We start from the raw sequence: 24947 nt of genomic DNA on the forward strand, positions 1-24947 counted from the left end.
CGGTACTTTCCCGCAAGGACTGCTACTACCCATCGGGAAGTACTACCGCAAGGGAGGCCTGATGACCGACTTGCACGAGATCGGGTGAACGTGCACCACTGACCAAGCACCGGCCAAGAGCCCCGGCCACGCTCAGCTCCGGCCTCCGAACCCGCAGATTGGCGCGTTGGACAGTGGTGCACGTCCGCGTCGCTCAGCTACCCGGAGGCCGATCGACCTCGGCCAGCCGCCACAGCGAGGTGACTTCCTTGCCCCGGGCGGCGGCCAGAGCATCGCCCCGGTCCCAACTTCGCCGATGTCTGGTCGCGATGTCGGCCCGTCCCGCGACGATCAGCCCGGCCCGGTCGACCATTGCCAGTAGGTCAGCTCGCGAGCGGAGTCCGAGGTGCTCGGCCAGATCGGACAGGATCAGCCAGACCTCGCCACCCGGCTCCAGGTGATGGCGCGCGCCGTCGAGGAACCGGGTCAGCATGCGGCTGTCCTCGTCGTAGACCGCGCGATCGAGCGGTGTGATCGGCCGGGCGGGAATCCAGGGTGGGTTGCAGACGATCAGGTCGGCCCGTCCTGGCGGGAACAGGTCCGTCCGCAGCACGTCTGCCGGTAAGTTCAACCGCCGGAAGTTGTCCCGCGCACACTCCACCGCCCGTGGATCCAGATCCGTGGCCGTGACTCTCAATCCACGCCGAGCGAGCACCGCCGCCAGAACGCCTGTCCCGGTGCCGATGTCGAAGGCACGCTCGCTGCGGGACGGCGTGTTCGCCACCAGTTCGACGTACTCGGAGCGGGTGGGGGCGAAGACTCCATAGTGCGGATGGATTCGCGCTCCCAGCGCCGGAACTTCCACGCCTCGTCGACGTAGTTGGTGTGCGCCGATCACCCCGAGAAGTTCCTGCAGCGGCACCAGTCGATCGCCGGTAGGCGGGCCGTAGGCCTCCCGGCAAGCCTGTTGTACGTCAGGCGCGCGCCGCAGCTCCACGTCGTACTGGGAGGTGAGCGCGACCAGCACCGCGTTCACCGCCCTTACCTGGCGTCCCCGCTGCCGCCGGTAGTCGGCGAATCCGGTTGCCGACGGTCTGAGTCGCCGCTTGATCGCGGCGACCACCTGCCGTCCGTTGTGCCAGTCGCCCTGCCAGAGCAGGCGCGAGCCGCGTTCGATTGGTTGTAGTGCACGCGACGCCGACCAGGCGTCGTCGATCACGAGAAGTGAGTCCATCAGCCGTTCCTGCTGCGAAAGAAGTGACCAGAGGGCAGCGCGGCTCGCCCGGCGACCGAACGGCGGCCGGGGGAGCGGGAACGGGTCGGTCAGTGAACGACGGACGCGTGATCAGGGCTGGTCACCCGGGCGACGCTACGACAATCGACCGGGCCTGGCGACGCGGTTTCGAGGCGCTGAGTGGTCGGTCGGTGACGCGTGGCGCGAGTCACTGTTCGGTGCGAATAGACTTCGGGGGTCGATCCCGGTGGCGAGCCCGGCCGCCTGGGTCCCGGATCCCCCGAACACCGAACTCGAGGTTTGTCGTGCTCACCATGCAGGACGCGCTGCTCGCGCTGACGAAGTACTGGACCGACCGGGGCTGCATGGTGGTGCAGCCGTTCAACACCGAGGTGGGGGCCGGCACGCTGAACCCGGCGACCATCCTGCGGGTGCTGGGTCCCGAGCCGTGGCGGGTCGCCTACGTCGAGCCGAGTGTGCGCCCCGACGACAGCCGCTACGGCGAGAACCCGAACCGGCTGCAGACGCACACCCAGTTCCAGGTCGTGCTCAAGCCGGACCCGGGCAACCCGCAGGAGCTGTTCCTTGCCAGCCTGGAAGTGCTCGGCATCGACATCCACGCCCACGACGTCCGGTTCGTCGAGGACAACTGGGCCAACCCGGCGACGGGTTCGTGGGGTCTGGGCTGGGAGGTCTGGCTGGACGGACTGGAAATCACCCAGTTCACCTACTTCCAGCAGGCCGGCGGGATGACGCTGGACCCGGTGTCGGTGGAGATCACCTACGGCATCGAGCGGATCATGATGGCGCTGCAGGGCGTCTCGCACTTCAAGGACATCGCTTACGCGCCCGGCATCTCGTACGGCGAAGCGTTCGGCCAGGCCGAGTACGAGATGAGCCGGTACTACCTCGACGACGCCGACGTGGAGAGCCAGAAGCGGCTGTTCGAGGAGTATGCCGCGGAGGCGCGGCGGATGCTCGACGCCCGCCTGCCGGTGCCGGCGCACATCAACGTGCTGCGTTGCTCGCACACCTTCAACGTGCTGGACTCCCGCGGCGCGGTCAGCACGACCGAGCGCGCGAAGGCGTTCGGCCGGATGCGCACGCTGGCCCGTGAGGTCGCCCAGCTGTGGGCCGAGCGGCGGACCGAGCTGGAGTACCCGCTGGGCCAGTCCGAGCTGCCGGCCGCGGCGCCGGAGCCGACGGAGTTCCCGAAGGTCACCGGGACACGGCAGTTGCTGTTCGAGATCGGCACTGAGGAGATGCCGCCGTCGGAGGTCGCGAAGACCGCCGAGTCGGTGCGCAAGGCCCTCACCGAGAAGCTGGCCGCCACGCGGCTCGGCCACGGCAAGGTCAGCACGTACGCGACGCCGCGCCGGGTGGTTGCCTTCGTCACCGAGGTGCAGGCGATGGAGCCGGACGCCGAGCGGATCGCCCGCGGGCCGAAGAAGGCCGCCGCTTTCGATGCCGACGGCAACATCACGAAGGCGGCCGCCGGGTTCGCCCGCGGCCAGGGCGTCGACCCGTCCGAGCTGCACGACCTGGACGTCGACGGCGTCACGTACGTCGCGGTGACCAAGCCCGACCCGGGGCGCGGTGCCGCGGAGGTGCTCAGCGGCGTACTGAGTGAGATCGTCAGCGGTCTGCGCTCGGACAAGAACATGCGCTGGAACGACGCGAAGCTGTCGTTCACCCGGCCGGTGCGCTGGCTGGTCGCGCTGCTCGGCGACCAGATCGTCCCGGTCGCCGCGTCGACGCTGTCGGCCGGACGGACCACTCGCGTGCACCGGACCGCGGCCCAGCCGACGGTGGAGATCGCGGCCGCCGAGGGATACCTCGACCTGCTCCGGATCCACGGCATCGAGGCCGACCCGGCCCGCCGGCGCGAGCAGATCGTCGCCGCCGCCCAGGAGTTGGCCGCGTCGGTCGGCGGCAGTGTCGACGTCGAGGGCGAGTCGGCGCTGATCGACCAGATCGTCAACCTGGTCGAGGAACCGACCGCGATCCTCGGTGGCTTCGAGCCGGGCTACCTGGACCTTCCGGCCGAGATCCTCACCACGGTGATGCGCAAGCACCAGCGTTACCTCCCGGTCCGCGCCGCCGACGGCACGCTGCTGCCGCACTTCGTTGCCGTGGCCAACGGTTCGGTCGACCCGGACGTCGTCCGCGCCGGCAACGAAGGCGTGCTGCGAGCCCGGTACGAGGACGCCAGCTTCTTCTGGCGCGCCGACCTGCAGACCACGCCGGAGGCGATGAAGGGCGGGCTCGACAAGCTCGCCTTCGAGCAGAAGCTCGGGTCGATGGCTCAGCGGGCCGGGCGGATCGGCCAGATCGCGCTGTCGCTGGCCGGGACCGTCGAGCTGGCCGGCGACGACCTGACCACGCTGCGCCGGGCCGCCGAGCTGGCGAAGTTCGATCTCGGCTCGCAGATGGTGGTCGAGCTGACCAGCCTGGCCGGGACGATGGCGCGCGAGTACGCGCGCCGCTCGGGGGAGACCGAGGCCGTCGCGCAGGCGCTGTACGACATGGAGCTGCCGCGATCGGCCGGTGACCCCGTGCCGGCCACGACGCCGGGCGCGCTGCTGGCGCTGGCCGACCGGTTCGACCTGCTGGCCGGGCTGTTCGCGATCGGTGCGAAGCCGACCGGGAGCTCCGACCCGTTCGCGCTGCGCCGCGCCGCAGCCGGTGTGGTCGCGATCCTGCGCGAGCACCCGGAGCTGCGGGCCATCACGCTGCCCGTCGGCCTCGCGGCCGCCGCCGAGCAGATCGGTGCTCAAGGCATCGAGGTGCCGGCGGAGTCGCTGGCCGAGGTGGCGGAGTTCTCCGTCCGCCGGTACGAGCAGCAGCTGATCGACCGCGGCGAGGACCACGACCAGGTCGCCGCCGTACTCCCGCTGGCCGAAGCGCCGGCCACCGCGGACGAGACACTGGCCGAGCTGCGCCGTCAGGTCGAAACCGAAGGCTTCGCCGAGCTGGTCGCCGTACTCCAGCGGGTCCGGCGAATCGTGCCGCCGGAGACCGAGCCGTCGTACGACGCGGGCAAGCTCACCGAACCCGCCGAGGTCGTCTTGCACGAGGCCGTCCAGAAGGTCACGCCGGCCCCGACGACGCTGGCGGAGTTCGTGCCCGCGGCGACGGTGCTGGTGGAGCCGATCACCACGTTCTTCGAGGAGATCCTGGTGATGGCCGAGGACCCGCAGGTCAAGGCCGCTCGCCTTGGGTTGCTTGCGACCATCCGCGACCTCGCCGCTCCGGTCCTGGACTGGCAGGCCCTCGGCACCAGCCTGAACTGACAGCACCAACCACGCCAAAGGGCGCCCCGTCCACCCGGACCGGGCGCCCTTTGGCGTGAACAGAGAGAAGAACAGAGAGAAGAACAGAGAGAAGAACAGAGAGAAGAACAGAGAGAAGAACAGAGAGAAGAACAGAGAGAAGAACAGAGAGAAGAACAGAGAGAAGAACAGAGAGAAGAACAGTATAGAGTTTCCGTCGGCTGTGGGTTCTGTCGCAGTTGGCTTCGTCGCCGAGGCGTGGGTAGTCGAAGGTCGAGTTCAGATGGAGGGACGGCAGGAGGGAGTTCTGACCGCCGGGTTGCCTTGTTCGATAGCTCGTTGGTCGGTCGGTCCGTCCGTGAAGGCCAGCGCTCGGAGGCCCCACGCGAGTTCCTCCTCGGGGTGCTCCTGCATCAGCCAGTCGGTGGGCGAGGAAACCTTGGCATCGCATCGCAAGATCTGGTGGCGGGCTTCGACTGAGGGGTGTCCGGGTCACAATGGCCGGGCCGCTTGATCGGAGGATGTTGATGAAGACCGATGTGCTGGAAGTTGCCGGCGCCAGCCTGTACTACGAGGTTCGTGGCTCCGGGCCGGTTCTGCTGTTCGTCTGTGGTGGGGTGTACGACGCGGAGGCCTTCGCGCCGCTGGCCGAGCGGTTTGCGGATCGGTACACCGTGGTCACCTACGACCGGCGTGGCAACTCGCGGAGTCCGCTTGACGGGCCGCCGGAGGCGCAGCGGATCGAGACTCATGCCGAGGATGCTCGGCGGCTGCTGGAGGTGGTTTCGCCGGGGGAAGCTGCTGACGTCTTCGGGAACAGCTCCGGCGCGATCATTGCGCTCGAGCTTGCCGCTCGGCACCCCGAACTGGTTCGTACGGTCGTCGCCCATGAACCGCCGCTGTTCGATCTGCTTCCGAATCACGCTCGCTGGGGTGAGTTGATGGACGAGGTCGAGGCGACCTTCCGGGCGGAGGGGGCGTGGCCTGCGCTGGAGGTTTTCAATGCGGCCTTCGCCGGGGGTGAGGCTGCCGAAGATGCTGTCCCGGACGACTCGGCGGAGTCCGACGAGCTCGGGCCGGGGTCCATGGCCGAGCCGAGTGCCGACGTTCAGGCGCGGATGCAGCAGAACTTCGAGGTCTTCATCGGGTACGAGGTGCCGTCGTTCGCCAAGTACAGGGTGGAGCTGGGGGCGTTGTCCGAGGCCGACGTTGTTGTCGGGGTCGGGAGTGGGTCGAAGGAGGAACCGTGGGCTCGGGCGGCTCGGGTGTTGGCGGAGCGGCTGGGGCACCAGGCGGTTGTGTTCCCCGGGGATCACGGCGGATTCGGGAGTGAGTACGAAGCGTTCGCGGTGAAGCTGGCGGAAGTGCTCAGAGCGGAAGGGTGAGCAGCGGGGCGAGGCGGTCGGCGATCAGGCGGTAGCCGTCGGGGCCGGGGTGGAGCTCGTCGGCGTACAGGGCGCGGGCCTCGTCGGCGGTGAGCACGGTGCGGCCGTCGATGAGTTGCAGGTCGGGGTCGGCGAGGGAGCGGGCGCCGAGTTCGACGCAGGCGCGGATGTCGTCGAGGGTGAGGCCGACCTCGTTCGGGGTGCCTTCGATTTCCGGGGCGACGATCGGGGTGATCAGAACCATGGGGGTGTGCGGGTGGCCGTCGCGGACCGTGCGGAGGAACGACTCGACCTGCCCGGGTAGCGTGCGGCCGCTGAACGTCGCGCCGCCGTAGATGTTGATGCCCAGGCACAGGGAGATCAGCCGGGCGGGGGTGTCGCGGATCGTGCGGGCCGCGATGGGGTCGAGGTGGCACTCGCCAGCGAAGCCCATCGCGGTCAGGTCCCAGCCGTGCCGGCGGGCCACCAGCGCGGGCCAGGTCTCGGACGGGCCGTACGCGCCGGTGCACTGGGTGATCGAGCTGCCGTAGGTGATCCACCGCGGGCCGGTCGGCGGTGACGGGACCGCGTCGCCGGTGAAACCGACCTCCCGTACGCCGATCGCGCCGGCCTGGGGCAGCCAGATCGTCAGCTCCACCGAATCGCCGGGAAGGTCGACGGCGATGGTCTGTTCGCCGATCGACACCTCACAGCGCCGGTACAGCTCGCCGTCGACCAGGAAGTCGACCGGCGCGATCGTGCTGTAGATGTCCAGCGAGGCCCGGAGCTCCAGCCGCACCTCGGTCGCCGTCGTCCGCCACGACGCCCGGACCCCGGCGGGTGTCGCGGCGCGCGACCACAACCGGTGGCCTGGCCGATCGGCGCGGCCGTGCCAGTCGTGCAGTGCGCGCGGTTGTCCGCGCGGATCGAGCCGCCAGAACGTCGACCACCCGTCCGCGTCGACCTCGCGGAAGCGGTATCCCGTCCAGAGCGGCTCAGCCATCCGTGCACTCGCTCGCAGGCAAGGGCGGCGACCCGGCTCCACGCGAGGACGGCGACTCAGTTCCACGCGAGAACGGCGACTCAGACATGCGTCCCCTCCGCCTCGTACGCCGACGGCGTGGTCAGCCGGCTCGCCGCGCGGGCGCCGAGGCTGGCGTCGACGTGCGCGAGCATCACGGCCGCGGCGGTCTCGCTGTCGCGGGCGGCGATCGCGTCGACCAGCGCGAGGTGATCCGCGCGCGTGCGCTCGAGGTCCTCCTCGGACCGTCCGCTCTCCAGCGCCAATCGCCGGTACCGGTCGGCCTTGTCCCACAGCCCGTCCAGCGTCTGGATCAGCAACTGGTTGTGCGATGCGGTGTAGATCGCCGCATGGAACCGCCGGTGCGTCTCCAATTCGGCCGTCCCCGGGTCCGTCCGGAGCGGACGCAGTCCGGACGCCGACTGCCGGATCAGCTCCAGTTCCTCCCGCGTACGACGCTCGGCCGCGAGCCCTGCCGCCAGCGGATCGAGCGACCGCCGGATCTCCAGCAGGTCGCGCGCCTCCTCCGCGGTCAGCGGGGTGACGCGCGCGTCACGGTGCGCGTCCAGCTCGACCAGCCCGTCGCTCATCAACCGGCGCAGCGCCTCGCGCAGCGGCGTCGTACTGATGCCCAGGTCGCGGGCCAGCGGTCCTTGCTGGATCACCGCTCCGGCGACCAGTTCGCCGCTCAGGATGCGCGCGCGGACCAACCCGTACGCCGCCTCCGCCTTGGTCGGCCGGGTCCCGTTCTGCTCGTCCATCGCACCTCCCTCGACCGGGGCTCAAACTTATCGCACCGCTGCTGCTGCGGCTCGTTATAACGAGTTAGGCCAGGATAACCAACCAAACTAACGCAAACACTGCATCGCACCGAGCCCTTGACCAAACAGGTTATAACGAAGCACAGTGGGCGTCGATCCCGAGGAGAGGAACCCAGCGTGAACGCCACCCCCCGCCGCTATCGGCTCGGCATCCTGCTCGGCGACGGCATCGGCCCGGAGATCGTGCCGGCCGCGGTCGAGGTGATGGACGCGGCCGTCGCCCGGGCCGGCGCGGCCCCGATCGAGTGGGTCCCGCTGCCGCTCGGTGCCGCGGCGATCGAGACGCACGGCAGCGCGCTGCCGCCGGAGACGTTGGAGACGCTCGGCGAGCTGGACGGCTGGCTGCTCGGCCCGCACGACAGCGCGGCGTACCCGGAACCGCACCGCTCGCAGCTGAACCCGAGCGGTGCCATCCGCAAGCACTTCGACCTGTACGCCAACATCCGGCCGGCCCGGTCGTTCGACGATCGCGGGACCGACCTGGTGGTGGTCCGGGAGAACACCGAGGGCTTCTACGCCGACCGCAACACGTTCGCCGGCACCGGTGAGTACATGCCGACCAAGGACGTCGCGATCGCGATGGGCGTGTTCACCCGCCCGGCGATCGAGCGGATCGCGCGGGAGGCGTTCGAACTGGCCAGGCGCCGGCGCCGGCAGCTGACCGTGGTGCACAAGGCGAACGTGCTGCGCACCTCGACCGGCATGTTCCTGACGATCTGCCGCGAGATCGCCGCGGACTACCCGGAGGTCGTCGTGGACGACTTCCACATCGACGCGATGACGGTGCACCTGGTCCGTCGCGCCGCCGACTTCGACGTGATCGTCACCGAGAACATGTTCGGCGACATCCTGTCCGACCTGGCCGGCGAACTGGCCGGGTCGCTCGGCATCGCGCCGTCGGTGAACGCGTCGGCCGAGCGGGCGATGGCGCAGGCCGCGCACGGCTCCGCGCCCGACATCGCCGGCCGCGACCTGGCCAACCCGACCGCGATGATCGGCTCCGGCGGCATGCTGCTGGACTGGATCGGCCGGCGTTGCGACGACCCGGCGGCGACCGCGGCCGCCGAACTGATCGACGACGCGCTGTTCTCCACGATCCGGTCCGGGGTCTGTACGAGGGATCTCGGCGGCACCGCCGGTACGGCGGAGTTCGGCTCGGCTGTCGCCAAGGCGATCGCGACCAGCGCAAGCGCATCGGCCGCCGAAACTGCCGCGGCGGGTGCGGTCTGATGATCGCGCCCGACTACCAGCCGCTGCGATGGTCCGCCCCGGACCACCTGCCGCGCACGCTGCGGATCCTGCTGGAGAACGCGCTGCGGCACGGCACCGAGACCGGCGTACTGCGGAATTGGGTGCCGGGGGCAACCGGTGAGCTCGAGGTGTTCCCGTCGCGGGTGTTCCTGCACGACACCAACGGCGTACCGGTGCTGGCCGATCTGGCGGCGATGCGCGACGCGATGGTGGCGCTCGGCGGGGACCCGGCACGGGTCGATCCGCTGGTGCCGGCCGAGCTGGTGGTCGACCACTCCGTGATCGCCGACGTGTTCGGGCGGCCGGACGCGCTGGAGCGCAACGTTGAGCTGGAGTACCGGCGCAATGGTGAGCGGTATCGGTTCCTGCGCTGGGGACAGGAAGCGTTCGAGCGGTTGAAGGTGGTGCCGCCGGGATCGGGCATCATGCACCAGGTCAACCTGGAGAAGCTGGCCCGGGTGGTCGAGGTGCGCGACGGTCAGGCGTTCCCGGATCTGTGCTTGGGGACCGACTCGCACACCACGATGGTGAACGGGCTCGGAGTCCTCGGCTGGGGGATCGGCGGGATCGAGGCCGAGGCGGCGATGCTCGGGCAGTCGATCTCGATGCTGGTGCCGAAGGTGGTCGGTGTTCGGCTGGTCGGCGCGTTGCCGCCGGGGTCGACCGCGACCGATCTGGTGCTGACGATCACCGAACAGCTGCGGGCGCATGGTGTCGTCGGGAAGTTCGTGGAGTTCCACGGTCCGGCGCTGGCGGATCTCCCGGTGCCGGATCGCGCGACGATCGCGAACATGAGCCCGGAGTTCGGGTCGACCGTCGCGTGGTTCCCGATCGACGAGCAGACGCTGGACTACCTGCGCTTCACGGGTCGTTCTGTCGAGCATGTCGCTCTGGTTGAGAACTACGCGAAGGAACAGGGGCTTTGGCACGACACCACAGAGCTTCAGTACGACGAGGAGCTGACGGTCGATCTGTCGGAGGTGGTCGCCTCGATCGCCGGTCCGAACCGCCCGCACCAGCGGATCCCACTCTCCAAAGTGGCTTCCACCGTCGGGAAGTCAACAGATGAAGAGCTTTCGGACAACTCCGTAGTGATCGCGGCGATCACCTCCTGCACGAACACCTCCAACCCAAGCGTCATGGTCGCCGCCGGGCTGGTCGCCAAGAAAGCGGTCGAGCTCGGGCTGGAAACCAAGCCTTGGGTGAAGACGACACTCTCGCCCGGATCGCGGGTGGTAATGGACTACTACGCCGCGGCCGGGCTCACGCCGTACCTGGAGAAGCTCGGGTTCCATCTCGCCGGCTTCGGGTGCATGACGTGCATCGGGGCATCCGGCGGGCTGGTCGACGGGGTCGCCGAAGAGGTGCGCGCGAAGGGCCTCTCGGTCGCCGCCGTGCTGTCCGGTAACCGGAACTTCGAGAGCCGCATCCAGCCCGACGTGCGGCAGAACTACCTGGCTTCGCCACCGCTCGTGGTCGCCTACGCGCTGACCGGGCGGATGGGGGTCGACCTGCTGACCGAGCCGATCGCCGACGGTGTCTACCTGAAGGATCTCTGGCCGACGCGTGCCGAGATCGACGAGGTGATCCGGTGCGCGCTCAAGCCGGAGATGTTCACCACCGCGTACGCCGACGTGTTCGCCGGCGACGAACGGTGGCGAGGTCTCGACGTCGCGACCGGCCGGACCTATCAGTGGGAAGACGACTCGACCTACCTGCGGCGTCCGCCGTACCTGGAGCTGGAGGCGAAGCCGGGTGATCTGAAGAACGCCCGGGCGCTGGTCCGGCTCGGCGACTCGGTCACCACCGACCACCTCTCGCCGGCCGGCGCGATCCCGCCCGACAGCGTGGCCGGCCGCTACCTACGTGACCTCGGCGTCCAGGAGCTGAACACCTACGCCTCCCGCCGCGGCAACCACCTGGTGATGATGCGCGGCGCCTTCGCCAACCTCCGCCTGCGCAACGCGCTGGCCGGTGGAGTGGAAGGCGGCGTCACCACCAAGGACGGCGAACTGCTCCCGATCTACGACGCGGCCGAAGCGTACAAGGCCGAAGGCATCCCCGTAGTTGTTGTCGCAGGCAAGGACTACGGCACCGGCTCGTCCCGCGACTGGGCGGCCAAGGGGCCCGCACTGCTCGGCGTACGGGCCGTCCTGGCGCAGTCGTTCGAGCGGATCCACCGGTCCAACCTGGTCGGCATGGGCATCCTCCCGCTGGAGTTCGTTCCCGGCGAGGGCGACGACCTCACCGGCGAGCACCCGATCGACGTCGCCCTCGGCGACGACGGGTTCGCGACCGTCACGTCGGACGGCCGGACGTACCGGATGCGGATCCGGCTCGACACCCCGCGGGAGTCCGAGTACTACCGGCACGGCGGCGTCCTGCCCTACGTGCTGCAGCGTCTGAAGGCAGGAGAGCTCTGAGATGATCCGTTCCGTCAACCCGGCCACCGGCGAGCAGTTGGCCGCGTTCGATCCCGACTCGGCGCAGTCGATCGACGAACGCCTGACCACCGCGACGGCCGCCCAGGCCCGCTGGCGGCAGACTCCGGTCGGCGAACGCACCGAGCTGCTGCGCCGCCTGGCGAGCACGCTGCGCGAGCGGTCCGGCGAGCTGGCCCTGCTGATCACGCAGGAGATGGGCAAGCCGCTGACCGAGGCGCTGGCCGAGATCGAGAAGTGCGCGGTCACCTGCGAGTACTACGCGGCGAACGCGATCGGCTTCCTCGCCGACGAGCCGGTCCGCAGTACGGCGAGCCAGAGCCGGATCGTCTACGACCCGCTCGGCGTGGTGCTCGCGGTGATGCCGTGGAACTACCCGTTCTGGCAGTTCTTCCGGTTCGCCGCCCCTGCCCTTGCCGCGGGCAACGGCATCGTGCTCAAGCACGCGAATTCGGTCCCGCAGTGTGCGCTCGCCATCGCCGCCGTCCTGCACGCCGCCGGTACGCCGGAGGGCCTGGTCCAGGTGCTGCTGGTGGAGACCAGGCAGGTCGCGACGCTGATCGCCGACGACCGGATCGCCGCGGTCACCTTCACCGGCTCGACCGAGGTCGGCACGATCATCGCGGCCCAGGCCGGCGCGGCCCTGAAGAAGCAGGTGCTCGAGCTGGGCGGCTCCGACCCGTTCGTCGTGCTGGCGGACGCGGACGTGCAGGCCGCCGCGGAGACCGCGGTCAAGGCACGCTTCGTCAACGTCGGGCAGAGCTGCGTCAACGCGAAGCGCTTCATCGTCGAGCAAGCCGTCGCGGACGAGTTCGTCGACGCCTTCTGCGCGGCGACCGATCGGCTGGTCGTCGGCGACCCGCTGGACACCACGACGACGATCGGTCCGCTGGCGCGCGCGGACCTGCGCGACACGTTGCACGACCAGACCCGTCGTACGGTCGAGGCCGGGGCGAAGCTGCTGCGCGGTGGCGAACCGGTCGACCGGCCGGGCTACTACTACCAGCCGACGGTGTTCGATCACGTCGTACCGGGAACGGCCGCGTTCGACGAAGAAACGTTCGGGCCCCTCGCCGCGATCACGCGCGCGGCCGACGCGGACGACGCGATCCGGCTGGCCAACCTGACCGAGTTCGGGCTCGGAGCCGCGCTGTGGACCGGCGACCCGGACCGGGCCGAGCGGTACAGCCGGGAGCTCGCGGCGGGTGCCGTGTTCGTCAACGGCATGGTTGCCTCGGACGCGCGGCTGCCGTTCGGCGGGATCAAGCGATCCGGATACGGCCGGGAGCTCGGGCCGCACGGGATGCGCGAGTTCATGAACGTGAAAACCGTCTGGGTCGGTCCGGCGACCACGCCGGAGTCGGAGTGTCTGGTCGTGCGGCCGGACCAGGTCGGGCTCTTCGACCGCGGCAACGGCGTCGTCACCACGCCGTACGTCGGAAGCTGGAACAGCGCGCACAACGGCGTCACCACCGGTACGACGACGTTCGCGGTCGGTACGCAGATCCCGTTGCACTCGCACAACGTCGAGGAGTCGGTGCTGATCGTGCGCGGCAGCGCGGTCGCGGTGATCGGCGGCGACCGGGTCGAGCTGCGCGCCGGTGACGCGACCTGGGTGCCGGCCGGCGTACCGCATCACTTCCTCAACGTGGGCGACGACGAGCTGGTCATCTACTGGGTCTACGGCGGCCGGGCGGTGACCCGGACGCTGACCGCTTCCGGCGTCACGGTGGCCCATCTGTCGGATCGGGACCGCGGAGCCGTTGCCACAGCAGGAAAGTAACGTTTAGCATGATGTAACAGGTGATGCGTTAGAGCGAAGGTTACGCTCACCTAAATTCTTCCGGAAGGAACTGCAGAGATGACCGCGGACGTCGTCGGCCAGCCGGCCGAGATCCACCACTCGCACCGGGACGTCACCGGTGGCTGGCTGCGCCCGGCCACCTTCGGCGTCATGGACGGCCTGGTGTCGAACTTCGCGCTGGTCGCCGGTGTGGTCGGCGGCGGTGCGAGTCCCAAGGTGGTGATCATGACCGGACTGGCCGGTCTGGTCGCCGGAGCCTGCTCGATGGCCTCGGGGGAGTTCACCTCGGTGTCGTCGCAGACCGAGCTGATGCAGGCCGAGATCGAGACCGAGCGGCGCGAGCTCAAGGCCCACCCCGAGGACGAGCTGCGCGAGCTGGCGATGATGTACGAGGCCAAGGGCCTGCGGCCCGAGCTCGCCGAGCAGGTGGCCAAGGAGCTGACCGCCGACCCGGAGGTCGCGCTCGACGTGCACGTGCGCGAGGAGCTCGGCGTCGACCCCAACGACCTGCCGTCGCCCTGGGTCGCCGCCGGGTCGTCGTTCGCGGCCTTCGCGGTGGGTGCGGTGATTCCTCTGCTGCCGTTCCTGTTCGGGGTGATGAGTGTGTGGCCCGCGCTGGTGCTGAGCGCGATCGGGCTGGTGGTCACCGGCGGGATCGTCGCGAAGATCACCGCCCGCCCGTTCTGGTACGGCGGCGGCCGGCAGCTGCTGCTCGGCGGGCTGTCCGCCGGCGTGACCTTCCTGATCGGTCTAGCGGTGGGGACCGGATTGTCGTGAAGCCGCTGCGCGTGACCGTGCTGACCAAGCAGGTGCCGAAAGGCGACCATGACGGTCGCCTGGACGCCGACGGCCGTCTCGAACGAGGTGGCAACGTCACGGAGATGAACCCGTGGTGCCGGCGGGCCGTGGCCCAGGGCGTACGGCTCGCGCAGGAGTCCGGTGGACGCAGTACGGCGATCACGATGGGCCCGCCGTCGGCGGCCGACGTGCTGCGCGAGGCGATGGGGTGGGGGATCGACGACGCGGTGCACCTGAGCGATCCGGTGCTCGCCGGGTCGGACTGCCTGGTCACCGCCCGCGCGCTGGCCGGGGTGGTCGATCAGGCCGACGTGGTGCTGGTCGGCGCGAGCTCGGTCGACGGCAGCACCGGGGCGATCGGCGCGATGCTCGCCGAGTTGCTCGGGCTTCCGTTCGTCGGCCCGGTGCTGGACCTGGAGGTCGAGGACCACCGCGTGCGGGCCGTCGTCCAGTACGACAACGGCACCGAGTCGGTGGTGGTCGACCTGCCCGCCGTCGTCGCGGTCGCCGAACGCTCGTGCTCACCGTGCAAGGTCCCGGCCGAGCAGTGGCCGGCCGGCGACACCATCCGCCACGTCACCACCGCCGCCCTCCCCGCCGCCCGCTGGGGCCTCACCGCAAGCCCCACCCGAGTCACCGGCGTCCGCCCCCTCGGCCTCACCCGCGAACCTGTCATCTTCCGCGGCACCCCCAAACGCCAAGCCGACCGAGCCATCGCCGAACTCCTCGCCCGAGGCTGCTTCGACACCTTCACCCACCAGCCCGAATCCCTGCAGACAGTTCCTCTTCCGATGAACGGTCCACAGGCAGTGGTCGCGCTGACCGGACCCGCTCCCGACGAGTGCACGAGGGCTCTGCTGGGGTCGGCCGCCGCGCTGGCGGTCGAGGTGGGCGGCTCCGTCGTCGCCGTACGGACTGATGACGGTGCCGACGCGAGCGACCTCGTGCGCTGGGGTGCCGACTCCGTGGTGTCCTTGACCGGCGACGACCCTCGCCCGGTCGCTGGAGTGCTGGCGAAGTGCTTCGCCGATGTGGCTCCTTGGGCTGTCGTGGCAGGCGCTCTGCCGTGGGAGCGGGAAGTACTGGCTCGGCTCGCGGTGTCGCTGGGCGCGGGGCTGATGTCCGACCTGGTGAGCCTGAGCGTGAACACCGACGGACTGCTGGTGGGCCTGAAGCCGTCCGGCGGTGGCACCCTGGCCGAGATCGTCAGCTACGGCTCCCCGCAGATCGCGACCTTGCGCACCGGCATGCTGCCGTTGCTGCGCCCGCGCGAACCGCACGCCTTCGATCACCAGGTGCTGCCGGTCGAGCAGGACCCGGCGATCACCCGCATCGACCGCCGTAGCGGCCACGAGGGTGACGCGCTCGACCGCGCGGTCGTGGTGATCGGTGTCGGTCGCGGTGTCGACCCCACGCAGTACGGCGACCTGGAACCGCTGCGCGAGCTGCTGAACGCCGAGCTTGCCGCGACCCGCAAGGTCACCGACGAGGGCTGGCTGCCGCACGGCCGTCAGCTCGGCATCACCGGCCGGAGCGTGGCCCCGCGGATGTACTTCGCGGTCGGCCTGTCCGGCAACCACAATCACCTGGCCGGCGCCAGCCGGGCCGGGACCGTTCTGGCCATCAACACCGACCCGGCCGCGCCAGTGTTCGCGCACTGCGACGTCGGTCTGGTCGCGGACTGGCAGGAGGTGATGCCACACCTCGTCGACGGCCTGCGAACGCGAGCCGGACGTGCCGACAGCTGAACCGCGCGACCCACAGCGCCCCGCCGTACCCGATCGGCCGGATAACCTGTCCGGCATGGCGACGACCCGGCGGAGCAAAGCGGCAACCAGCGCGAGCAAGGAGAGCTGGCTGCTGCTGATCTACAAGGTGCCCAGCGACTCGTCGCGGGCCCGGGTGGCAGTGTGGCGGGAGCTGAAGCGGCTCGGCGGGTTCTACGTGCAGCAGGCGGTCTGCGTCCTGCCCGACCGTGAGGAACTGCGCGCCGGTATGGCGAAGGTCCGGGAGAAGGTGAGCGAGCTCGGCGGCTCGAGCGTCTTCCTCACCCTGACCGACGTCGACGACGACGCGCGGAACCAGTTCGTGGAGGGCTTCCGCAGCCAGTCGGCCAAGGAGTACGCCGAGATCGTCGAGGAGTGCGAGACCAAGTTCGTCAAGGAGATCGAGTTCGAGCGGTTCCGCGAGAACTACACGTTCGAGGAGGCCGAGGAGATCCGGCAGGACCTGGAGAAGCTGCGGCGCTGGCTGGCCAAGGTGGAGGACCGGGACTGGCTGGATGCCGACGGCAAGGAGCTCGCACGGGCCAAGGTGGCCGAGTGTGAACGCCTGCTGGAGGAGTTCGAGGCCGACGTCTACGAACGGACCGAGGGCAAGGTCTGACCGACCCCGCTCCCGGCCCGGTGACCGATCACTTCCGTCGCGGCCGGCGTTTCGGCCGGGGCAGCACCAGCGAGGTTTCGTCGGTCAGGCCGTAGCCGTTCAGTTCCTCGCGCAGCGTGTTCATCTTCTCGGTGGCGGCGAGTGCCCGGTCGCGATCCTGTGCGGCCACGGCGATCGTCAGTGCCTCCAGCAGGATGAGTACGGTGGCCTGGCTGGTGAACGTGCCGGGCCGGCTCATCGGTGCCGACAGGACGACGTCCACCTTGTCGCGCAGGGCTTCACCGAGGGTGTCGGTCAGCAGGATCACCGGGACGCCGACCTGGAGGCAGTGGTCGAGGATCACCCGCAGTTCGCGGTTGATCCGGTTGTGCGCCATCGTCACCACGACGTCCTCGGGGCCGAGCAGCAGTAGCCGGTCGGCCAGCCGGTAACCGGTGTCGGACGCCGTCCGGGCCCGGTGACCGATCCTGGTCAGGTGGGTGGCGATGTAGTCCGACATCCCGCCCAGGCCGGCGAAACCGCAGACCAGTGTCTCGCGGGCTGCCCCGACCAGCTCGACCGCCCGCCGGAACTCGGCGCCGTCCAGGGTGTGCTCGGCGGCCTGCAACCGCTCGACGTGGTCGCGCAGGGTCGCGGTGAGCATCGCCTCGGGTCCGTCGGTGATGCTCTGCAGGCTGTTGCTGAGCCGGTTCGCCGGGGTGAGCAGCTTCTGCAGGTGGCCCTGTAGTGAACGCTTCAGGCCGGGCAGACCGTCGAAGCCGAGCGCCTTGGCGGTCCGGACCACGCTGGCGTCACTGGTGCCGGTGGCCTTGCCGATCTCCTCGGCCGACGAGAACGCCGCCTCCTGGGGATGGGCGGCAAGGTACTCGGCGATCTTGCGCTCGGTGGTGGTCAGCGAGCTCCTCCGGCTCGCCACCCGCTCCTGCAAGGTCGGGGTCTTGGCCACGGACACAGCTCCTCGCCTCACAGTAGTTCGCCGGACACCTTCCGATCATGTCACCCGAAGGTTCCAGATCACCGCCAGGTAACCGGATTCGCCGACCCGTTGACAGCGATTGTAGCAATCACTACGGTCAACTCAATATTCGTAATGAACACAACGAAGCCACTTCCCGTCCATCTCCTGGAGCGACTCCCGTGACCCAGTTGCAGACCATCGAGATCTCCGCCGCCGAGGCGCGTGACCGCGGCGCGCAGTACGGCGAGGCGGCGCGGGCCCCGATCGAGCGCTCGCTGGACTTCTACTCCCAGTCGGTCGCCCGGGCGACCGGTCTGCCCTGGGCCGACGTGGTCGCCCGCGCCCCGCACTGGGTTCCGCTGATCGAGGGCTTCGCGCCCGACCTGGTCGAGGAGATCCGTGGCATCGCACTGGGCGCGAACCGGTCCTTCGAGGAGATCCTCGCGCTGAACGTCCGCGGTGAGCTGCTGCGCGGCGACCCGTTCGGCACCGCAGCACCGGCCGGCGACGGCAGCACCGACGACGGCTGTACGTCGTTCGCGCTGCTGCCGGCCGCGAACCCGATCGGCCACGTGTACGCCGGCCAGAACTGGGACCTGTACTCCGGCGTCGCCGACACCGTGGTCGTGCTGCGGATCGAGCAGCCCGGGAAGCCGACGATCATCGGCCACGTCGAGGCCGGGCAGGTCGCCCGGCACGGCGCGAACTCGGCCGGCATCGCCTTGAACGCCAACGGACTCGGGGCCGGCTTCGGCTCCGGGCTCGGCGTCCCCGGCACCGTCGTACGCCGCAAGGCGCTCGAGTGCTGGGACCTGCACGACGCGCTCCGGGCGATCTTCGACGCCCGCCAGAGCCTGTCCAGCAACATCCTGCTGACCCACCGCGACGGTTTCGCCATCGACGTCGAGACCACCCCGGGCCGGCACGGCTGGATGTACCCGACGGACGGGCTGCTCGTCCACGGCAACCACTTCCAGTCCTTCGTCCCGCCGCAGATCAACGACACCTACAAGCCGTTCTCGGTGGACTCGCTCTACCGGTTGCCCCGGGTCGAGCAGGGCCTGGCGCAGGTCCGCCTCGACGGAACCACCGAGGAAGCGGTCGCGCGCATCGTCCAGACCACGATGAGCGACCATTTCGGTCACCCGAACGCCGTCTGCCAGCACGCCGACCCGCGCCGGCACACGCTCGACCGCAACGAAACCATCGTGTCCAGCCTGGTCGACCTGACCACCGGCACCTATCGCCTGACCCCCGGTCTGCCCTGCACCCACAGCTATCAGCAGGCGCCCTGGAACTTGTACGACGGCCCCGGTCCGCAGGACCGGCCCGATGTTCCCGCTCCGGCGATGTCCCTCGCTCGTCGCGGATGAACCACGTCCCCGCTTTGCTCTGCCTAGACCAGGAGCACACGTCATGTCCCACACCGCTTCGAAGGGCCGGCGCCTTGCCGCCATCCTCACCCTGACCGCCGCCGCGGCCGCCCTGTCCGGCTGCGGCGGCTCCAGCTCCTCGCCGGCCACTGGCGCCGCCCCGAACGCCGACCGCGCCGCCGCCGCCCAGGGGGTCAGCTCGGACGTCAACACCGACCAGTGCGGCAAGGACTCGCGCACGATCAAGCACGACCTCGGCACCACCACGGTCACCGGCAACCCGACCAAGGTGGTGGCGCTGGAGTACTCCTTCGTCGACGCGCTGGTCGCGGTCGGCATGTCCCCGGTCGGTGTCGCCGACGACGACCAGCCCAAGCGCATCATTGCCGCATTGCGCGACAAGGTCGGTGCGTACAAGTCGGTCGGGCTGCGGGCGACGCCGAACATCCAGGTGATCACCGCGCTGAAGCCGGACCTGATCGTCGCCGACTCCGGCCGGCACAAGGCGATCTACGCCCAGCTGTCGAAGATCGCGCCGACCATCGCCTACCCCAGCCTGAACGGCAACTACCAGCAGGTGCTGGACAGCGAGATGTCGACCGCGATCGCGGTGAACAAGTGCGACGAGATGAAAACCCGGCTGGCCGAACACGCCAAGACGATGGCCGACCTGAAGGCCCAGGCGCCGGCCGGCGAGACCCGCAAGGCGCTGTTCGTCCGGGCCTCGGAGAAGGCCTTCACCGGGTTCCCGCCGAAGGCCTACACGCCCGGTGTGCTGTCGGTGATCGGGATCCCGTCGTCGCTGCCGGACGACTCCGGCGACGCGTCGGTCTCGCTCACCCTGGAGACGCTGGTCACCAACAAGCCGGACATCTTGTTCATCGCCGCGAACGAAGGCCCGACGCTGCGCGACCAGTGGACCAAGAGCCCGCTGTGGAAGCAGTTGCCGGCGGTGCAGAACAACGCGACCTTCGACGTGGACCCGAACGAGTGGTCCCGGTCGCGGGGCCTGATCGCCGCCGAGGTCGTCGCCAAGGAAGCCGTCAAGCTGCTCTACGGGAAGTGACATGACCACGTCCACGGGCACCTTGCCCAAGCCCGGCACGACCGGCGACCACAAGGCGCCGAAGATCGTCACCAACAAGCAGCGGGTCACCTGGGTGACGCTGGCGCTGGTGGTGGTGGTCGTCGTGGGCGTCGCCTGGGCCCTGTCGATCGGCAGCCAGCAGATCTCGCTGACCCGGTTGCCGGCCGCGATCTTCAAGGCCGACCAGCCGGACGAGATGATCATCCAGTCGATCCGGCTGCCGCGGGTGGTGCTGGCGTTGTGCGTCGGCGCCGCCCTGGCGGTCGCCGGTGCGCTGATGCAGGCGGTCGCGGCCAACCCGCTGGCCGCGCCCGAGATCATGGGCGTCAACGCCGGCGCCGTGCTCGTGGTCGTCCTGGCGATCACGATCGTGCCGTCGCTGTCCGGCGCTCCGACCATCCTGCTGGCCTTCGGCGGCGCCGCCGCGGCCGGTATCTCGGTGATGATGCTGGCCGGGTCGGGCCGGGGACGGATCAGTCCGATCCGGCTCGCGCTGGCCGGTGTCACGGCGAGCACTTTGCTGATCTCGCTGACCCAGGTGCTGATCATCTTCGACGAGAACTCCACCGACAGCGTGCTGTTCTGGCTGGTCGGCGGCGTCAACTTCGCCGCCTGGCACGACATCCGCAACCTGCTGCCGTGGCTGGTGCTCGGGCTGATCGGCTCGTTCGCGCTGGCCCGTCCGCTGAACCTGCTGGCCCTCGGCGACGACATGGCCCGCGGCCTGGGACAGAACATCGAGCGGACCCGGATGTTCGGGTCGGCGCTGGTGATCGTGCTGTGCGGTGCGGCGGTGTCGGTGGCCGGCCCGGTCGCCTTCATCGGCCTGATCGTCCCGCACATCATGCGCCGCCTGGTCGGGTCCAGCTACACCGTGCTGCTGCCGCTGTGCGCGATCGGCGGTGGGGTGCTGGTGCTGTACGCCGACATCCTGTCCCGCTTCGTCAAACCGCCGTTCGAGGTCCCGGCCGGAGTCGTGACGGCCCTGATCGGCGCACCGATCTTCGTGTACCTGGCCCGTCGGCAGAAGGTGACCTCATGACTACGACGATCGTCGCGCAGCACGTCCGGCGGACGTCGCTGGCGCAGCGGCATCCCGCGATCCTGATGGGGTCGCTCGGGGCGCTCGCCGTGCTGCTGAGCTTCTACAGTCTCAGCGTCGGCGCCACCGAAGTCTCGCTCGGCGACGTCTTCAGTGCCCTCGTCGGCGACACCTCGAACCAGGCCGCCCAGATCGTGGTGGACTTCCAGCTGCCGAGAGTCCTGCTCGCCTGGCTGGTCGGCATCGCGCTGGCCGTGTCCGGCGCCGTCATGCAGGGCGTCATTCGCAACCCGCTCGCCGCCCCCGACGTGATCGGGGTGACCAAGGGCGCCGGCTTCGCGGGCATGCTGCTCCTGCTGGCGATTCCGGGCCTGCCGGTGTTCGCCGTCGTGCCGGCCGCCTTCATCGGCGGTTTGGTGGCCGCTGGGCTGGTCTACGTGCTGGCCTACCGCAAGGGCGCGACGCCGGTCCGGATCGCGCTGGTCGGGATCGCGGTCAGCGCGGCGTTCGAGGCGGGCATCCGGTTCCTGCTGGTCCGCAACCCGCTCGACGTCAGCGCCGCGCTGATCTGGCTGACCGGCAGCTTGTTCGGCCGGTCGATGCGCTCGGTGCTGGAGATCCTGCCGTGGGTGCTGGTACTGGTGCCGCTGATCGTGATCTGGGCCCGCAAGCTCGACGTCCTGGGGCTCGGTGACGATCTGGCCGCGGGCCTGGGGGAGCCGGTCGAGCGGACCCGCCGGATCCTGCTGCTGTTCGCGGTCGCGCTGGCGTCCGCGGCGGTCGCGGTCTCCGGCACGATCGGCTTCGTCGGCTTGATCGCGCCGCACATGGCCCGCCGGGTCTTCGGTGGCCGGCACCTCGCCTCGATTCCGTCCGCGGCGGTCTTCGGTGTCCTGCTGATGCTGGTCGCCGACATGCTCGGCCGCGGACTCGCTCCACCGCTGGAGATCCCCGCCGGACTGGTCACCGCTGTCGTCGGCGGCCCGTACTTCCTCTACCTGCTCGTGAAGACCGGAAAGTAGGAGACCGCCATGCGACTGCAGGCACAAGGGGTCCAGCTGGCCTATGACCAGAAGGTCATCGCCAAGGACCTGACGCTGACCATTCCGGACGGCAAGGTCAGCGTGCTGATCGGACCGAACGGCTGCGGCAAGAGCACCGCACTGCGGGCCTTGGCCCGGCTGCTGCCGCCCTCCAAGGGCAGTGTGGTCCTGGACGGCAAATCGATCCAGGACACGCCGACCAAGGAGGTCGCCCGGCTGCTGGCGATCCTGCCGCAGGTACTGGCCGCGCCGGAGTCGATCTCGGTCGAGGACCTGGTCTGGTTCGGGCGCCACCCGCACCGCACGTCGCTCAAGGTGCCGAGCACAGCCGACAAGGAAGCGGTCGAGTGGGCGATGGAGGTCACCAGTACGGCGGACCTGCGCCACCAGCACGTCGACCAGCTGTCCGGTGGCCAGCGGCAGCGCGTCTGGATCGCGCTGTGCCTGGCTCAGGGCACCGACCTGATCCTGCTGGACGAGCCCACGACGTACCTGGACGTGGCCTACCAGCTCGAGGTGCTCGATCTGCTGGCCCAGCTCAACCACGAGCAGGGCAAGACGGTCGCGATGGTGCTGCACGACTTCAACATGGCGGCCGAGTACGCCGACCACGTGTTCGTGATGAAGTCCGGCACGTTGATCACCGAAGGGACGCCCGAGGACGTGTTCACCTGCGAGATCATCCGCGACGTGTTCGGGGTGGAGTCGAAGGTGGTACCGCATCCTGTCAGTGGCAAACCGATGTGCATCCCGCTGCGAGCCGGTCTGCGGACCCAGCTCGCGGTGGCCTCCGGATAAGGGGAACGTATGAGCGAGCAGTTCACCGAGGCAGCACCGACGCCGGCCGGGATCGCGGCGCGGTCCGAGCGCGTCGCACCGGCGTTGCGCAAACACCTGCCGATCACCCCGATGGTGCGGTTCGACGCGTTCAGCGAGGAGCTCGGGGCGGAGGTGCTGGTGAAATGTGAGCACCAGCAGCGCACCGGGTCGTTCAAGGCGCGTGGCGCGATGGCGAAGATCCTCACCCTGACGCCCGAGCAGCGCGATCGTGGGGTGGTCACCGCGTCGACCGGCAATCACGGGCTCGGGGTCGGCAACGCGCTGGCGACGCTCGGCGGTCGCGGCATCGTCTACCTGCCGGAGAACGCCGCGCCGGGCAAGGTCGCCGCACTGCGCCGCTTCGGGCTGGAGCTGCGGGCCGAAGGACTCGACTCCGGCGTCCTGGAACCGAAGGCCAGGGCGTACGCCGAAGAGCACGACCTCACCTACGTCTCGCCGTACAACGACCCGGACACCGTTGCCGGGCAGGGCACGGTCGGCGTGGAGATCCTCGAGCAGCTGGCCGGGCAGCAACTCGACGCGGTGGTCGTCGCCGTCGGTGGTGGCGGACTGGTCAGCGGGATCGCCTCGGTGCTGAAGAAGCATCGGCCGGGGATCCGGGTGATCGGTGCGTCACCGGTGCGTGAGGCACCGATGGCGGCCTCGGTCGAGGCCGGCCGGATCGTCCAGGTCGAAGGGCTGGAGAGCCTGTCCGACGGGACGGCCGGCAGCGTCGAGCCGGGCAGCATCACCTTCGCGCTGTGTCGGGACCTGGTCGACGACTGGGTGCTGGTCAGCGAGGACGCGATCGCGGCCGCGCTGCGGATGGTGATCGACACCGAGCACCAGTTGATCGAGGGGTCGGCGGCGATGGCCTTCGCGGCCGCACGGGCCCGGCGGACCGAGCTGGAAGGCAAGCGGGTCGCGGTCGTGTCGTGCGGCGGCAACATCTCGGCGAGCACCCTGGTGGCCGCGCTGGCCTGACCCCTCCCGGCGCGGCGAGCGCCCGGCCGGCCTCGCGGACTCGGGGCCGCCGGGCGCTTCAGCCTGCCCAAAAGTTGCCCTGAGCAACTTTTTGGGACGACGCGTTGACACCTTCAAAACCGTGTAACTATCGTTCAAGTGAAGCATCTGTTGCATCGAGCTGAAGGAAGTGAGTGATGGACGCGGCAACGTGGGGCCTGATCATCGCGACGTTCGTCGCGTGTTTCGTGGAGATGGTGGAAGCCACCACGATCGTGATGGCGATGGGCTACACCCGGAGCTGGAAGTCGGCGCTGCTCGGCACGCTGGCGGCGCTCGGCGCGCTCGCGGTGGTGACGGTGTTCGCCGGCTATGCGCTGGCCACCTTCCTGCCGGAGTCGGCCTTGCAACTGGCGATCGGCGGACTGTTGCTGATCTTCGGGTTGCAGTGGTTGCGCAAGGCAATCCTGAGATCGTCGGGACGAAAAGCCGTGCACGACGAGGCGGCGATCTACAAGGAAGAGGTCGCGGCCGCCAAGGCCGCCGGCAAGAGCACCGGCAGCGTCGACATGTTCTCGTTCATGGTCTCGTTCAAGGGCGTGTTCCTGGAGGGCATGGAGGTGGTCTTCATCGTGATCACCTTCGGCCTGAACGCCGACAACATCCCGGGCGCCAGCGCCGGTGCGCTCGCCGCCGTCGCGGTGGTGCTGGTGATCGCGATCGCGCTGCGCCGCCCGCTGTCGATGATCAACGAGAACCTGCTCAAGTACGGCGTGGGCCTGCTGCTGGCGACCTTCGGCACCTACTGGGCCGTCGAGGGCATCGGCATCTTCCGCGGTGACCACGAGAGCCTCGACTGGCCCGGCCACGACCTGGCGCTGATCGGCCTGCTGATCGCGTGGCTCGTGCTCAGCCGGGTGTTCGTCGCCGTGCTCAAGACCCCCGCGGCTCCGGCCGCGCCCGCAGACGTCGTGGTGGAGGCGAAGAAATGAAGTTCCTCAAGTCCTTCGGGCAGTTCTGGTACGACTTCATCATCGGTGACGACTGGAAGATCGCCGTCGCGGTCGTGCTCGCACTGGTCGCGCTGTATGTCGCGATGACGGTGGAGCTCTTCGGCGACACCGGCCTGACGCTGCTGGGTGGCGTGCTGCTGGTGGTCGCGTTCGCGATCAGCCTGGCGATCGACGTCCGGCCGAAGAAGAGATGACGTTGTAGCGTCTGCGACATCTTCACAGCGCCTCGTAGTGACTGTTACGGTGACTGCGAGGCGCTCAGCAGCAAGATCCGTCCCG

Annotated in this window: 21 protein-coding genes; 17 read left to right on the plus strand and 4 right to left on the minus strand. The window is 69.4% G+C overall.

Annotated elements, in window-relative coordinates:
- Positions 1–193: 193 nt before the first annotated feature.
- Entirely contained in the window at positions 194–1213 is a 1020-nt protein-coding gene (locus BWI15_RS15540) for a methyltransferase (RefSeq protein WP_083750791.1), read from the minus strand.
- Between the two features lie 314 nt (positions 1214–1527).
- On the opposite strand from BWI15_RS15540, the gene BWI15_RS15545 reads away from it, so the two are divergent.
- Genes BWI15_RS15545 through BWI15_RS15550 form a run of 3 tightly spaced genes read left to right on the plus strand, consistent with a single transcriptional unit; the run spans position 1528 to position 5870 of the window.
- Positions 1528–4506 carry a glycine--tRNA ligase gene (locus BWI15_RS15545; RefSeq protein ID WP_237771370.1) on the plus strand — a complete coding sequence of 993 codons (2979 nt, stop codon included), beginning with the start codon at positions 1528–1530 and terminating at the stop codon, positions 4504–4506.
- 55 nt (positions 4507–4561) lie between these two features.
- Entirely contained in the window at positions 4562–4999 is a 438-nt protein-coding gene (locus BWI15_RS39400; RefSeq protein WP_168197318.1) for a hypothetical protein, read from the plus strand.
- Positions 5000–5012: 13 nt separating this feature from the next.
- Positions 5013–5870 (plus strand): alpha/beta fold hydrolase, encoded by an 858-nt coding sequence (locus tag BWI15_RS15550; protein ID WP_202817664.1) that lies wholly within the window; start codon positions 5013–5015, stop codon positions 5868–5870.
- On the opposite strand, the gene BWI15_RS15555 is transcribed toward BWI15_RS15550, so the two are convergent.
- Positions 5854–6852 (minus strand): GDSL-type esterase/lipase family protein, encoded by a 999-nt coding sequence (locus tag BWI15_RS15555; RefSeq protein WP_077015134.1) that lies wholly within the window; start codon positions 6850–6852, stop codon positions 5854–5856. The genes BWI15_RS15550 and BWI15_RS15555 overlap by 17 nt on opposite strands.
- 80 nt (positions 6853–6932) lie before the next feature.
- Positions 6933–7631 carry a GntR family transcriptional regulator gene (locus BWI15_RS15560; RefSeq protein ID WP_077015135.1) on the minus strand — a complete coding sequence of 233 codons (699 nt, stop codon included), beginning with the start codon at positions 7629–7631 and terminating at the stop codon, positions 6933–6935.
- A gap of 177 nt (positions 7632–7808) precedes the next feature.
- Between BWI15_RS15560 and BWI15_RS15565 the strand changes: the two genes are divergently transcribed.
- The 6 genes from BWI15_RS15565 to BWI15_RS15595 all read left to right on the plus strand — a co-directional run bounded on the left by BWI15_RS15565 (position 7809) and on the right by BWI15_RS15595 (position 16370).
- Positions 7809–8921: an isocitrate/isopropylmalate dehydrogenase family protein gene (locus tag BWI15_RS15565; RefSeq protein WP_077015136.1), complete on the plus strand. Its 1113-nt coding sequence runs from the start codon at positions 7809–7811 to the stop codon at positions 8919–8921.
- On the plus strand, positions 8921–11365 hold the full coding sequence (gene acnA, locus BWI15_RS15570) for an aconitate hydratase AcnA (protein ID WP_077015137.1): 2445 nt from the start codon (positions 8921–8923) through the stop codon (positions 11363–11365). Before BWI15_RS15565 ends, acnA begins: the two co-directional genes overlap by 1 nt.
- 1 nt (position 11366) lies before the next feature.
- Entirely contained in the window at positions 11367–13166 is a 1800-nt protein-coding gene (locus BWI15_RS15575) for an aldehyde dehydrogenase family protein (RefSeq protein ID WP_193432166.1), read from the plus strand.
- A 78-nt stretch (positions 13167–13244) separates the two neighbouring features.
- Complete coding sequence (locus BWI15_RS15585) at positions 13245–13964, plus strand: VIT1/CCC1 transporter family protein (RefSeq protein WP_077015138.1); 720 nt, start codon at positions 13245–13247, stop codon at positions 13962–13964.
- A complete protein-coding gene (locus BWI15_RS15590; RefSeq protein WP_077015139.1) occupies positions 13961–15733 on the plus strand; it encodes an FAD-binding protein in 1773 nt (590 codons plus the stop codon). The genes BWI15_RS15585 and BWI15_RS15590 overlap by 4 nt, the downstream gene beginning before the upstream one ends.
- A gap of 55 nt (positions 15734–15788) precedes the next feature.
- Positions 15789–16370 carry a Chromate resistance protein ChrB gene (locus BWI15_RS15595; protein ID WP_077015140.1) on the plus strand — a complete coding sequence of 194 codons (582 nt, stop codon included), beginning with the start codon at positions 15789–15791 and terminating at the stop codon, positions 16368–16370.
- Positions 16371–16398: 28 nt separating this feature from the next.
- On the opposite strand, the gene BWI15_RS15600 is transcribed toward BWI15_RS15595, so the two are convergent.
- A complete protein-coding gene (locus tag BWI15_RS15600) occupies positions 16399–17316 on the minus strand; it encodes a MurR/RpiR family transcriptional regulator (RefSeq protein WP_077015141.1) in 918 nt (305 codons plus the stop codon).
- 191 nt (positions 17317–17507) lie between these two features.
- Between BWI15_RS15600 and BWI15_RS15605 the strand changes: the two genes are divergently transcribed.
- From BWI15_RS15605 to BWI15_RS15640, 8 genes are all read left to right on the plus strand, one after another.
- Positions 17508–18701 (plus strand): C45 family autoproteolytic acyltransferase/hydolase, encoded by a 1194-nt coding sequence (locus BWI15_RS15605; protein ID WP_202817665.1) that lies wholly within the window; start codon positions 17508–17510, stop codon positions 18699–18701.
- Between the two features lie 43 nt (positions 18702–18744).
- Positions 18745–19767 (plus strand): ABC transporter substrate-binding protein, encoded by a 1023-nt coding sequence (locus BWI15_RS15610; RefSeq protein WP_168197319.1) that lies wholly within the window; start codon positions 18745–18747, stop codon positions 19765–19767.
- Between the two features lies 1 nt (position 19768).
- The gene (locus BWI15_RS15615; RefSeq protein ID WP_083750796.1) at positions 19769–20830 is read left to right on the plus strand and encodes a FecCD family ABC transporter permease; all 1062 of its coding nucleotides are present in this window, start codon (positions 19769–19771) and stop codon (positions 20828–20830) included.
- Positions 20827–21852 (plus strand): FecCD family ABC transporter permease, encoded by a 1026-nt coding sequence (locus BWI15_RS15620; protein ID WP_077015142.1) that lies wholly within the window; start codon positions 20827–20829, stop codon positions 21850–21852. The genes BWI15_RS15615 and BWI15_RS15620 overlap by 4 nt, the downstream gene beginning before the upstream one ends.
- A 9-nt stretch (positions 21853–21861) precedes the next feature.
- Positions 21862–22671: an ABC transporter ATP-binding protein gene (locus tag BWI15_RS15625; protein WP_077015143.1), complete on the plus strand. Its 810-nt coding sequence runs from the start codon at positions 21862–21864 to the stop codon at positions 22669–22671.
- A 9-nt stretch (positions 22672–22680) separates the two neighbouring features.
- Entirely contained in the window at positions 22681–23676 is a 996-nt protein-coding gene (locus BWI15_RS15630; RefSeq protein WP_083750797.1) for a threonine/serine dehydratase, read from the plus strand.
- A 176-nt stretch (positions 23677–23852) separates the two neighbouring features.
- Positions 23853–24647 carry a COG4280 domain-containing protein gene (locus BWI15_RS15635; RefSeq protein WP_077015144.1) on the plus strand — a complete coding sequence of 265 codons (795 nt, stop codon included), beginning with the start codon at positions 23853–23855 and terminating at the stop codon, positions 24645–24647.
- Positions 24644–24862 (plus strand): hypothetical protein, encoded by a 219-nt coding sequence (locus BWI15_RS15640; protein WP_077015145.1) that lies wholly within the window; start codon positions 24644–24646, stop codon positions 24860–24862. The genes BWI15_RS15635 and BWI15_RS15640 overlap by 4 nt, the downstream gene beginning before the upstream one ends.
- The last annotated feature ends 85 nt before the right edge of the window (positions 24863–24947 follow it).

It is taken from the genome of Kribbella sp. ALI-6-A (assembly GCF_001984195.1).
Classification (GTDB): Bacteria; Actinomycetota; Actinomycetes; order Propionibacteriales; family Kribbellaceae; genus Kribbella.